The organism is Pseudomonas fluorescens group sp., from assembly GCF_020093335.1.
Lineage (GTDB): Bacteria > Pseudomonadota > Gammaproteobacteria > Pseudomonadales > Pseudomonadaceae > Aquipseudomonas > Aquipseudomonas petroselini.
The window spans coordinates 166,662-178,851 of record NZ_JAIOKW010000007.1 but is presented as its reverse complement, the minus strand read 5'-3'; the positions used below and the strand labels follow the sequence as shown (position 1 = coordinate 178,851).

Below are 12,190 nucleotides of genomic sequence, written 5' to 3'. Positions count from 1 at the left end.
TGAGCGGTCAGCGTCGTCGCGTTGACAGGCCATGCGACGCTGCGCAGAATTCGGCACCGCCGTCGCCTGAAGAGTTAGAAGGCTTGGGCAACGGCGGTGTGTCATGCGGCGAATGGGAGAGCGATCTTCCATTCGCTTTTTTCATGCAGCGGATTTAGGCCGCGAGTGCCCAGTCCTGGGCCACGTCCTGCACGCCCACCAGTGCAACGTCGGTGGTGGTCGAGGACGCCGCGTGGGCCGCGAGGCCGGCGGAGATCTCGTCGAAGGTGTTGGCCGTCGACAGGCTCGGGTCGATAGCGCCCAGCAGCTCGTTGAGTGCCGATTCCAGTGCACTGGTGTTGCCCTGGATCAAGCCGTAGATCACGCTCTGCACATCGTTGCCGACGCGGCCTGCACCTTCGGCGGCGGACAGGTCGAGGCCATTGAAGGCGACTTTGTAGGCACTCAGGTCGAAGTCGCTGCCACTGCCGCCGGTCAGGCCGGTGCCCAGCTCGACGTTATCCAGTTCGCCCCACAGGTAGTGGTTCAAGTTGCTGCTGGCCGGCAGTGTTGGATTGAACACGTAGTGCAGGCCGTTGCTGGTGTCGCTGTCGGCGATGAACGCGTAGTCGGAGTTGTTGGCGCCATGGGACGCGTATTGGTCACCGGCGAAGGTCCCGTTGCTGAAACCACCGTTGTTGCCGCCAGTGCCATGACCTGCCGTGGCAAAACCAAGAGCCCAGTCCGACAGGTAGTCAGACAGCGAAGTAGTGCCCAGGTACGACTCGTAGCTAACAGAAATAGTCATCACTAAACCTCATAATTACAGCGCTATTGATCAATGCGCAGCTGCGCACTTTTTACCCAACCCTGGGCAAAACCGTGGTTGATGCGGTGCCGTGGCACCGGTATCAGAATTTGTATTCGAGCATTCCGCTCAAGGTCCGGCCGCGAGCCAGGCTGAGGTTGTTGGCATCGCCCATGGCGACGAAATACGCTTCGTCCGTGGCGTTTTCCAACGCCAACGCGATGTTCAATTGATCGGTCATCCAGTAACTGGCGTAAACGTCATACACGGTGTATTTGGGCCACATGGCCTGGTCGATCAGGTTGTAGCCCTGGTTGTCCAGGTTTTCCCCGTTACCCGAGCTGTAGCGAACACGCACACCGGTATCCAGGCGCTTGTCCAAAAAGCGCGCGCCCAACGTCAACGACGCGCGATCAGCAGGGGTGTAGGTGGCGTTGCCCATGATCTTGCCGCAGCTTTCCTTGGCATTGGCGGCCTCGTCATCCAACAATTCGTAGCGGGTCACAGGACGGAAACCGATGGTGCCGTTGGGCCGGGTAAACCGTTCGATAACGGTAGTGCTGGGACCGGCCTTCTTGGCCCCGCCCAGGTAGTAGTTCTTCGAACAGAACTCGTTGCTGCCGATCATGTGCGTGTAACTGAGGTTGGTATACGCACGCCCCATGTCGTAGTTGAGTTGGTACTCAAGGCCCCTGAACCGCGTGTCATTGAGGTTGTTGGTATACGCCATGATCCCGTTGAAACCCCCAACGGACGTCTCCGGCAAACTCACACTGGTATTGAGGAAGGTGAAATTCTTAATCTTGGTGTCGAAGTACGCCACCTTGATGCCCAGTCGGTCGTCATTGAAAAAGAGCGACTCCTTGAACACGTTCATCCCCACTTCCCAATCGCGAGACTCCTCTGGCTTCAGGTAAGGATTGGGGAATACCCGTTCATTCGAACCACCCCCGTGGGGGCGGCCGCTCATAAAGGTTTCAGTGACAGCCGGCGGGCGCCAGCCCTTGCCCCAGCGGGTATACAGTTGCAGCCAGTCGACCCCAGGCTTGATGCCGATACCGAAGGTCGGCGAAAACCGTCCGTCTTCACGGTCGATATCAAAAATGTCCTCGACACGCTTCGCGCCCGTCGTACTGGTGTAAAACCGGTCGCGCTTCCACAGCGTCATCCCGGTGACACCCTCCAGCCGATAACGGTCGTAACGCAGCCCGGCATCCACGGTCAGCCAGTCGTCATATTCGTATTGCAGGTTGTTGAACACACTGGCGATGGTGCGCTTGCCTTCCGGGTCGGCACTGGGGGTGTAAGGCAGTGATCCGGAGTTGATCGTGTTGGTGGACTCGATCTTGTTGGTACTGGGCTTGAAGGTGTCCTGATACATCTCCAGGCCATAGTTCCAGCTCAGATGCCCCACGTGGCCCAGGTCGAAGCGCGCCGTGTTTTCGCCCTGCAGGCCCCAGGTATCGGTCTGGAAATGGTCGGTGTATGCCGGCGTATAGTTGCCGGAACTCAGGGACGCGAGGTTGCCGGCGTTGGAACGATCCAGTTGGGTGGTGACGTAATAGAGCTTGGCCTTGAAATCGATCAGCGCGTTATCCGGGCTGTAGCTGTAGTCCAGCGCCGCGTTTTTCGCGTTGAGGTTGTTCTTGCCGGTGCGTACGTAATAGCTGCTCTGAAGATCATCACTGATGTAGCCCCAGGCATCATTGCTGTCGGTATCGCTTTCCAGGTAGCTCAATTGCACGCGCTGATCGTTGGGCAGGTTCAGGCCGAACTTGACGATCTGCGACCGGGTCACGCTGCCGGTATCACCGACTTCGCTGTTCAACCAGTCGTCGAAGGCGACCGGGGCATACTTCCTGGCCCGCAGATTGGTGCCCAGGTTCTGGTCATTGTGGGTGCCGGCCCGGTAGTTGCCGAAATGGCGCTCGCTGTAGCCGAGCAGCACATCGCCGCGCTCATCACCAAAGGCAAACACGCCACTGCCATTGAAGTAGGTACCGTTGCCCAGCTCACCGATACCGCTGCCCGCGCGAAAACGTCCGCCGATCTCTTTACCGTCCTTGAGGAACTCGCTGGCCTCCAGGGTCTTGAACGAGGCGATCCCGCCGAGTACGGCCGCCCCACCCTGCCCCGACTGGCTGCCCTTGTCGATCTCGATGCTGGAAATGAACTCCGGGTCAATCAGCAGGGTGCCATTGCGCTGCTGGTGCCCATTCACGTTGAAGTTCTGGCGCATGCCGTCGATGTTCATGTTCACACGGCCATAGTCCTGAACGCCGCGAATGTTCACGGAAAGACCAGGGTCGCGTTGGTCAACGGCGGTGTAGACCCCCGCAGTTTCCTCCAGCATGTCGGCCGCGTGACGGGGTGGGCGCTTGTCGATCATGTCACGGCTGATGACTGCCACGGACTTTGGGGTCTGGTACACCCAATCGCTGGCCTGGCCATTGGTGTTACCGGTAATGGTGGTAGTGCCCACGGTCATGGCGCCGTCGTGATCGTCACTGACGCGGTTGAGCGTGACCTGGCGCTCGCCGGTAAAGCGATACTCCACCGGCGCGGCACCGAGCAAACGGCCCAGGCCTTCCTGCACGCTGAAACTGCCCTTGATCGCCGTACTGCTCAAACCTTGCAGGCGCTGGCTGTCAAACAACACCTGCAAGCCAGCCTGGTCGGCAAAGGCCAGCACGGCACTGCCGAGAGATTGCACGGGAATATCGAACGTCAACACAGCAGGTTGGGTAGCGCCCGATTGAGGCTGCGCGGCATACACCGGCGCCACTGCGGCGAACAGGCCCAAGTGAATGGAAAGGGCTAACCGGCTACCGGTGATACGCCCCTTGTTGAGTGCTGACATTTCGATTGTTCCCTGCGCTAAGCGTTTTTGTTTATGCGAATGCTTCTCACCTAGCAAGACGTGCGACGCGCAGGAAGTCAGTAAGACTTTTTCAAAAGTTTTTTAACGAAGGGATTCAAGCAGGAAACTGAGCCGGCTCGCCGGCGATAGCCATAGATAAAGACACACCGTTGTAGCAACCGAGACTAACCACGATGCGAAGCGAGCCGCTCTTGATCGTGATCTTGATCTTGATCTAGCTTTTGATCTCAGGCGCCCCGTCAAACACGCTGGCCGGAATTCGACAGGGATTTGGGGGGTAAACCGGCAGGGATGCCGGTTTAGCCGCCCCGCGCCATGGATGGCGCGTGGCGGCGGCCCCCCAAATACCTGTCGGATTACGGGCACACCGAGCCTAGGCGAGGTGCCGAGTGTTGGGGCGAAGCGTTTTTGGTTACTTTTGGCGCTCTTCCAAAAGTGACCCGCCGTAAGGGCGGAACCCATAGTGGCCGTGACCTAAATAACGGATATGTACCCGGTCTGATCCAACATCCTGGTCGTCTGCCAGCCCGCCAGCGGGAGCAAGCTCCCTCGCCACAGGTCCAGCGCCATAGCCAGAATTGTGTAGATACCGAGGCCCCGATGGCGCTGAATCAGTCACCTGATGAATTGACTGACACACCGCTATCGGGGGCAAGCCCCCTCCCACATTTGGATCGCGGGGTAACCGTTAGATTATGGTCAGCTGCCAGGCCGCCAGCGAGAGCAAGCTCCCTCCCCACAGGTCCAGCGCCATACCCAGAATTGTGTAGATACCGAGGCCTCGATGGCGCTGAATCAGTCACCTGATGAATTGACTGACACACCGCTATCGGGGGCAAGCCCCCTCCCACATTTGGATCGCGGGGTAACCGTTAGATTATGGTCAGCTGTCAGGCCGCCAGCGGGAGCAAGCTCCCTCGCCACAGGTCCAGCGCCATAGCCAGAATTGTGTAGATACCGAGGCCCCGATGGCGCTGAATCAGTCACCTGATGAATTGACTGACACACCGCTATCGGGGGCAAGCCCCCTCCCACATTTGGATCGCGGTCAGCTGTCAGGCCGCCAGCGGGAGCAGGCCTAACTCACCACAGGTCCAGCCCACACCTACAGGACAATCAATAGATCAAGCTGAGGCCCGCCAGATCCAAACGCTGCACGTGCAGCTCCTGGGTGAGAATGCCAAGGGCAGTGTCGAGCATATCAAGCCGAAACACCCCGCTGACCTCGCGATCTCCCAGCGCCGAATCCGCCAGCACCACACGCCCAGGACGGTAGCGGTTAAGTTGCTCGATGACCTTGGCCAGCGGCTGGCGATCAAAGATCAACACACCGCGGCGCCAACTGGTGGCCCGCTCTACATCGAGCTGGTCGATGGGCACGATGCCCTCCTGGAGGTTGTAGCGTGCAGCCAGGCCCTCCTTAAGCACCCTGTCGGCCGGACCTTTTTTCGGGATAGCTTGCAGGGAAACCTCGACACTGTGCTCCAGCACCCCAACCCACGCCTGGCTATCGCCCTCGCGCGCCACCACAAACCGCGTGCCCAGCGCACGGGTTTGCCCCCCCGCGCTCTGCACCACAAACGGCCGGGTTTCCTGGCCCACCCTCGGCGCCACATCAAAGATCGCCGAGCCCTGGAGCAGACTGATACGGCGTTGCACACCGTCGTAGTCCAGGCGGATGGCACTGCCGGAATCCAGCTCTACGGTACTGCCATCGGCCAGGTGCACAGTGCGCACCTCGCCTTTCTGGGTGATGTAGTCGGCTTGCAGGCGCAACAACACGTCCGGCCCGCGCACCCAGCCAACACCGGCCACCACCACGACCAGCGCGACAGCCGCCGCACGTTGCCATGGCCTGCGTCGCTTGGACCGGCGCACCGGCAGCGTCGCCGCCGGCGGGCGTTGACGCTGCAGCGGTTCATCCTTGTACACCTCACCCAATGCCGCCCACGTCTGTTCGGCAAAGCGCAAGGCCGCTTCGTGGCGGCTGTCGCAGGCGATCCAATGCTGCAGCTCGGCCTGCTCCTGGTCGGTCAGGGCACCGGCGTGCAAGCGCACCGCCCACTCGGCGGCTGCCTCGGTAATGCTGTGCTGTTGCGGACCCTGGCTATTCACGTGTGAATCTCGAATTTTTCGTTATGTAACGCTGTGACGACTGACCTGGCATTTTTCGGTAATTCATTCGTCGGATGGCGCCACCTCGCCTTCCTGCAAGCGCTGCATCACGTAGGCCAACGCCTTGGCCAAGTGCTTTTGCACGGAACTGTCAGAAATGTCCAGGTGCCGGGCAACTTGGGCGTGGGTCATGCCTTCGATGCGGTTGAGACGGAAAATCTGCTGGGTACGTTCCGGCAACTCCGCCAGTGCCTGCTTCAATGCCTGTCGCTGTTGCTGCGCCATTGCCTGAGCCTCCAACCCGGCCACGTCATCTTCAATCTCGGCCAGCGCCTCATGGGGCACGGAGTCTGTCTTGCGCCGTGCTTCCTGGCGAATATGGTCGATCAGCAGATTGCTCGCCGTTCGATAGAGATAGCCCTGGGAGTTGTCGATGCGCTCGCCGGCCGGTTTTTCCGCCAGGCGCAGGAAGCTCTCCTGCACCAGGTCTGCGGCCAACTGCGGGTCCCGTACCTTGCGCGCCAGATACCCGCGCAGGGTATCGGCGTGCTTGAGAAACAGGCCTTTGAGATCCACGTCCGACAAACCGACTCCCTGGAATGTTAAGGAAACAGGCGGGCATCTTAAGCGTTGTCGAGAATGATTTTCAATTGATATCTAATCTGATTCCAGCGCGTGAAGGGTCTGATTAACAGTTCGATAATCGAACAGATCCGCTGCCATCAATTGACCAAATTAACTAACCAGTACATTTTATCCCCACAACGAACAATAACTGTGGAGACCCTCCCTATGCCGCCCATCGTGCTGGTGCTCAACGGCCCCAACCTCAACCTGCTCGGCACCCGTGAGCCCGCCACCTATGGCCATGAAACCCTGGCCGATGTCGCTGCCCTGTGTGGCCGCAGCGCCGAACAGCTCGGGCTGAAAATCGAATTTCGCCAGACCAACCACGAAGGCGAATTACTCGACTGGATCCACGGCGCCCGCGCCCGTTGCGCCGGTATTGTGATCAACCCGGCAGCCTGGACGCACACGTCGGTGGCGATTCGCGATGCGCTGGTCGCCAGCGAAGTGCCGGTGATCGAAGTGCACCTGTCCAACGTGCATGCCCGTGAGGCGTTCCGTCATCACTCTTTCGTATCGCCCATCGCCAAGTCGGTGCTCGCCGGGTTCGGCAGCCATGGCTACCACCTGGCCCTGGAACATTTCAGCCACCTGCTCAAAGGGGCGGCCCGATGAAACCGCGCATTCTCGCCGGCTTGATCGGCAGCGGCATCCAGGCCTCGCGCACCCCTGCCCTGCATGAACAGGAAGGCGATGCCCAAGGTTTGCGCTACCTGTATCGCCTGATCGACCTTGAACCGCTGCGCCTGGACATCAATGCCCTGCCCGACTTGCTGGAGGCCGCCGAGCTCATGCACTTTACCGGGCTGAACATCACCTACCCGTGCAAGCAGGCAATCCTGCCATTGCTCGATGAATTGTCCGACGAAGCCCGGGGCATTGGCGCGGTTAACACGGTGGTGTTCAAGGACGGCAAACGCATCGGCCACAACACCGATTGCCTTGGGTTCGCCGAAGGGTTTCGGCGCAACTTGAACGACGTCGCCCGCCAACGCGTGGTGCAGATGGGCGCCGGCGGTGCAGGTGCAGCAGTGGCCCATGCGCTGCTGGCGGAAGGCGTGGAGCACTTGAGTATTTTCGATGTGGACGCCAGCCGAGCGCGCGACCTTGTGGATAACCTGGCTCAGCGCTTCGGCACGGGGCGTGCGCAAGTCGGCACACACTTGGAAAATGCGATGGCCGAGGCCGATGGTTTGGTCAACACCACACCGATGGGCATGGCCAAGTTGCCCGGCACGCCGGTGCCTGCGTCCTTGTTGCGGGCTGAATTATGGGTCGCCGAAATCGTGTACTTCCCGCTGGAAACCCAACTGCTGCGCGACGCCCGCGTCTTGGGTTGCCGCACGCTGGATGGCGGCAACATGGCGGTGTTTCAGGCGGTGAAGGCGTTTGAGTTGTTCAGTGGAGAAGCGCCGGATGCACAGCGGATGCTGCTGCACTTCCAAAGCATGAATACCTGACGGTAGAAACCGGAGCAAAATGTGGGAGGGGGCTTGCCCCCGATGGCGGTGGATCAGCCACCTTATCAGGAACTGGCCTGCCGCAATCGGGGGCAAGCCCCCTCCCACATTTGATTGCCTTCCAACCTGACTACTCAGGCCTGCAGGTACCGCATCACCGACTCACAAATCATCTCGCGGTGCCGCTGCTTGATCGCCTCATCCGACAGTTCGATCTGAAAGATCTCACTGAACGTATGGCGGTTGGACACCCGGTAAAAGCTGAACGAATTGATCAGCAAGTGAACATCCAGCGGCTCCAACCCTTCCCGAAACACGCCCATCTCGGCCCCACGACGCAACGTCGCACCCAGCGCCTCGAGGATGTTGCTGTTCATCGCCTTGATCGAATCCGAACGCTTTACGTATTCGGCATTGTGGATATTTTCGATGCTGACGATGCGCACGAAATCCACGTTCTGGTCGTGATGATCAAACGTGAACTCCACCAGCCGCCGAATAGCATCGCGCGGTTCCAGGGCGGTGAGGTTCATGCGGGTTTCGGTGTTGCGGATGTCACCGTAGAGCTTCTCCAGCACCTCGACGTACAACTGCTCCTTACTGCCGAAGTAGTAATAGATCATGCGTTTGGAGGTGTGGATGCGCTCGGCGATCGCATCCACGCGAGCGCCGGAAAGGCCCTGCTGGACAAACTCGACAATGGCTTCCTGGAGTATGTTTTCGCGGGTCTTTTCCGGGTTGTTCTTCCGGCTCTTGCGGGGTGCCTCGGAGGTCATGGTGCGCTCACGGCCAGTGTTATGCAGGCGCTGATTATGGGCCGCGAGGCCTCCCGAAGGAAGCACCCGGCCAGCCGTTATAAACGCGCCTGGCGCACCGCACCGCTGCGCGATTTGGCCATCGCCGCCAGGCGCACCGCCACGTTGGCCGCGCCGTAGCCGGCATAACCGTTCTTGCGCTGGATGATCTCGAAGAAAAACCGCCCTTCAAACGGCTCGGTGTACACGTGAAATAACTCACCGCCTTGGGCGTCGCGGTCGTACAGCACGTTGTAGTACGCCAGCTCGCTGAGGAATTCGTCGTCGAAATCGAAACGCGCCGCCAGGTCATCGTAATAGTTGAGCGGAATATCCAGCAGCGGCACACCCGCGTCTTTGGCGCGGCGCACTTCGGCGAAAATATCCGCGCAGTCGAAGGCAATGTGGTGCACGCCCGAGCCGCGATAGCTCGACAGTGCGTGGGAAATGGCCGTGTTGCGGTTCTCGGAGATATTCAGCGGCAGGCGGATCGAACTGCAGCGGCTGCGCAGGGCGCGGCTTTTCACCAAGCCGTAAGGGTCAGGCAGCACCACTTCGTCGTCGGCTTCGAAATCCAGCAGGCTCTTGTAGAACAGCACCCAACTGTCGAGGCTGTCGGCCGGCAACGCCATGGCCATGTGGTCGATGCGCAACAAGCCGCCGCTGGTTGAAGCGGCGGGCTGCAGGTTGAAGTCGGTGTCGTACAGCCCGCCTTCGCTCGGGTCCACCAGGTAAATCAGGCTGCCATCCGGCGCGCGCACCGCCGCCAGCTCCAACTCGTTGGGCCCGACCAGGCCGCGATACGGCTGGCCCTTGTACGCCACAGCCCGCTCCAGCGCCTTCGCGCTGTCCTTGACCCGAATCGCGGTGGCGCACAACGACGGCCCGTGGGCTTCGAAAAAGTTGTGGGCAAACGAATAGGGTTCACAGTTGAGAATCAGGTTGATATCGCCCTGGCGCAACAGGCTCACGCTCTTGGAGCGATGCTGCCCAGCCTTGACGAACCCCAGGCGTTCCAACCAATGAGTGAGCTTGGCGCCGAGGCTTTCGTCCACGGCAAACTCGAGGAACTCGATGCCGTCGTATTCGCTGGCCGCCGGGGTATCAAACAGAATCTCGGCAGGTTGCGCGGGCGCTTCCTGTTTCAGGCGCTCGCGGGTTTTCTCTTCCAGGTACAGCAAGGAGCGCAGGCCATCCGCTGCGTTCGCCCGAGTTGGCGCGGCGCGGAAGCCGTCGTTGAAAATCTCCAGGGACAGTGGCCCGGTGTAGCCACTCTTGATGATCGGCGCGAGGAAACCCGCCAGGTCGAATTCGCCTTGGCCGGGGAAGCAGCGAAAATGCCGGCTCCACTCCAGGACGTCCATGGCCAGGACCGGCGCGTCGGCCATTTGCACGAAGAAAATCTTGTCGCCGGGGATGTCGGCAATGGCGCTCGGGTCGCCCTTGAGCGACAGGGTGTGAAAGCTGTCGAGCAACACGCCCAGGCTGGGGTGATCGACCTGACGCACCAGGTTCCACACCTGTTGCCAGGTGTTCACATGCTTGCCCCAGGCCAAGGCTTCATAGCCGATACGCAGGCCACGGCGGCCAGCATGTTCGGCCAGCAGGCTCAAGTCATCCAGTAGAATGCGTTCATCGCCCACGCAATCGGCCGAGGCATTGCTGCACACCAGCACCAAGTCGGTGCCCAATTCCTGCATCAGGTCGAACTTGCGCTCGGCACGCTCGAGGTTGCGCGCCAGGCGGTCACGGCGGCAACCTTCAAAGTCGCGGAACGGCTGGAACAACGTGATAGCAATGCCGAGGTCGGCGCACATCTGCCTAACTTCACGCGGGCTGCCATCGTAATACAGCAGATCGTTTTCGAAGATTTCGACGCCATCAAACCCGGCGGCCGCGATGGCTTCGAGTTTTTCCGGCAGGGTTCCGCTCAAGGAAACGGTGGCAATAGAGCGTTGCATGGGCGACTCCCGGCATTTGAGGCTGGTCTTATTTACGGCAAATTATTGGCCGCTAAACAGTCGACAGCAATTAAAATGTACGAACCGGTTAGTTTTTGGTGCGATTATCGAACACTATGCCTGTTTGGCGAATTGACGATTTTTTAAGCGCTGCGCACCATCGATCCAGTAACAAAGACCCAGAACACACCATAAAAATTTCAAAAAACGGGTACAACCACATGCCTCTGCAAAACTCCGTCCTGGCCGACCGCCCGGGCAACCCGCACGCCGGCATCGGCGACAAGATCCGCGGCGCCCTGGCCGTGGGCAAAACGCGCTGGGGCATGCTGGCCCTGGTGTTTTTCGCCACCACCCTCAACTACATCGACCGCGCCGCACTGGGCGTGATGCAACCGATACTGGCCAAAGAGATGAGCTGGACGGCGATGGACTACGCCAACATCAACTTCTGGTTCCAGGTCGGCTACGCCGTCGGCTTTGTGCTGCAAGGCCGCCTGATCGACCGGGTCGGTGTCAAACGCGTGTTCTTCTTCGCCGTACTGCTGTGGAGCCTGGCAACCGGCGCCCACGGCCTGGCCACCTCGGCGGTGGGCTTTATGGTCTGCCGCTTTATCCTCGGGTTGACCGAAGCCGCCAACTACCCGGCGTGCGTCAAGACCACGCGGTTGTGGTTCCCGGCGGGTGAACGTGCCGTGGCCACCGGCATCTTCAACGCCGGTACCAACGTCGGCGCGATGATGACCCCGATGCTGCTGCCGTTGATCCTGCATGTGTGGGGCTGGCAGGCGGCGTTCCTGTGCATGGCCTCGCTCGGTGCGATCTGGCTGGTGTTCTGGGGTTTGAAGTACTACAACCCGGAAGACCACCCTTCGGTCAAACAATCCGAATTGGACTACGTGCAGCAGCAAGTCGAGCCGGAACAACCGGGCGTCCCCTTCAGCCGTATCCTGCGGATGCGCGGCACCTGGGCCTTCGCCATCGCGTATGCCCTCACCGCGCCGGTGTTCTGGTTCTACCTGTATTGGCTGCCGCCGTTCCTGAACCAGCAATACAACCTGGGCATCAACGTGACCCAGATGGGCATTCCACTGATCATCATTTACCTGACCGCCGACTTCGGCAGCGTGGGGGGTGGGATCCTGTCGTCGTTCCTGATCGGCCGAGGCATGAACTCGATCAAGGCACGCTTACTGTCGATGCTGCTGTTTGCCTGCTGCATCGTCGGCGTGATCATGGCCGCCGGTTCCAGCCAGCTGTGGGTCGCGGTGTTTGCCATCTCCCTGGCGATTGGTGCGCACCAGGCCTGGACCGCCAACATCTGGAGCCTGGTGATGGACTACACGCCCAAGCACATGATGAGTACGGTGTTTGGTTTCGGCGGCATGTGCGCGGCCATCGGCGGTATGTTCATGACCCAGATCGTCGGCCACATCCTCACCGTGACGAACAACAACTACACAGTGTTGTTCACCCTGATCCCAGCGATGTACTTCATTGCGCTGACCTGGATGTACTTCATGGCGCCGCGCAAGATCCCTACCGTAGACGTCTGAGCAACCGTC

Annotated in this window: 9 protein-coding genes; 3 read left to right on the top strand and 6 right to left on the bottom strand. The window is 60.1% G+C overall.

Annotated elements, in window-relative coordinates; genetic code table 11:
* Window positions 1-154: 154 nt before the first annotated feature.
* From K7431_RS10900 to K7431_RS10885, 4 genes are all read right to left on the bottom strand, one after another.
* Window positions 155-787 carry a heme acquisition protein HasA gene (locus tag K7431_RS10900; protein ID WP_015886008.1) on the bottom strand — a complete coding sequence of 211 codons (633 nt, stop codon included), beginning with the start codon at window positions 785-787 and terminating at the stop codon, window positions 155-157.
* 103 nt (window positions 788-890) lie between these two features.
* A complete protein-coding gene (locus tag K7431_RS10895; RefSeq protein ID WP_015886009.1) occupies window positions 891-3,647 on the bottom strand; it encodes a TonB-dependent receptor in 2,757 nt (918 codons plus the stop codon).
* Between the two features lie 1,137 nt (window positions 3,648-4,784).
* Window positions 4,785-5,783: a FecR family protein gene (locus K7431_RS10890; RefSeq protein WP_015886010.1), complete on the bottom strand. Its 999-nt coding sequence runs from the start codon at window positions 5,781-5,783 to the stop codon at window positions 4,785-4,787.
* Between the two features lie 63 nt (window positions 5,784-5,846).
* Window positions 5,847-6,368: an RNA polymerase sigma factor gene (locus K7431_RS10885; protein ID WP_015886011.1), complete on the bottom strand. Its 522-nt coding sequence runs from the start codon at window positions 6,366-6,368 to the stop codon at window positions 5,847-5,849.
* A 207-nt stretch (window positions 6,369-6,575) separates the two neighbouring features.
* Here K7431_RS10885 and aroQ point away from each other — a divergent pair, with 207 nt between their 5' ends.
* Together aroQ and K7431_RS10875 are read left to right on the top strand one after the other, a co-directional pair.
* Window positions 6,576-7,025 (top strand): type II 3-dehydroquinate dehydratase, encoded by a 450-nt coding sequence (gene aroQ, locus K7431_RS10880; protein WP_015886012.1) that lies wholly within the window; start codon window positions 6,576-6,578, stop codon window positions 7,023-7,025.
* On the top strand, window positions 7,022-7,870 hold the full coding sequence (locus K7431_RS10875; RefSeq protein WP_015886013.1) for a shikimate dehydrogenase: 849 nt from the start codon (window positions 7,022-7,024) through the stop codon (window positions 7,868-7,870). The genes aroQ and K7431_RS10875 overlap by 4 nt, the downstream gene beginning before the upstream one ends.
* A gap of 134 nt (window positions 7,871-8,004) precedes the next feature.
* Here K7431_RS10875 and K7431_RS10870 read toward each other — a convergent pair whose 3' ends face one another.
* Window positions 8,005-8,646, bottom strand: a complete 642-nt coding sequence (locus K7431_RS10870; RefSeq protein WP_043205941.1) for a TetR/AcrR family transcriptional regulator — start codon at window positions 8,644-8,646, stop codon at window positions 8,005-8,007.
* A 77-nt stretch (window positions 8,647-8,723) separates the two neighbouring features.
* Complete coding sequence (gene quiC / locus K7431_RS10865) at window positions 8,724-10,625, bottom strand: 3-dehydroshikimate dehydratase QuiC (protein ID WP_015886015.1); 1,902 nt, start codon at window positions 10,623-10,625, stop codon at window positions 8,724-8,726.
* Window positions 10,626-10,846: 221 nt separating this feature from the next.
* Here quiC and K7431_RS10860 point away from each other — a divergent pair, with 221 nt between their 5' ends.
* On the top strand, window positions 10,847-12,181 hold the full coding sequence (locus K7431_RS10860) for an MFS transporter (protein ID WP_015886016.1): 1,335 nt from the start codon (window positions 10,847-10,849) through the stop codon (window positions 12,179-12,181).
* Window positions 12,182-12,190 lie beyond the last annotated feature (9 nt).

Coding starts and splice junctions, on each gene's coding strand:
- K7431_RS10900 (WP_015886008.1), bottom strand. CDS start 787: ATGACTATTTCTGTTAGCTACGAGTCGTACCTGGGCACTACTTCGCTG.
- K7431_RS10895 (WP_015886009.1), bottom strand. CDS start 3,647: ATGTCAGCACTCAACAAGGGGCGTATCACCGGTAGCCGGTTAGCCCTT.
- aroQ (WP_015886012.1), top strand. CDS start 6,576: ATGCCGCCCATCGTGCTGGTGCTCAACGGCCCCAACCTCAACCTGCTC.
- K7431_RS10875 (WP_015886013.1), top strand. CDS start 7,022: ATGAAACCGCGCATTCTCGCCGGCTTGATCGGCAGCGGCATCCAGGCC.
- K7431_RS10870 (WP_043205941.1), bottom strand. CDS start 8,646: ATGACCTCCGAGGCACCCCGCAAGAGCCGGAAGAACAACCCGGAAAAG.
- quiC (WP_015886015.1), bottom strand. CDS start 10,625: ATGCAACGCTCTATTGCCACCGTTTCCTTGAGCGGAACCCTGCCGGAA.
- K7431_RS10860 (WP_015886016.1), top strand. CDS start 10,847: ATGCCTCTGCAAAACTCCGTCCTGGCCGACCGCCCGGGCAACCCGCAC.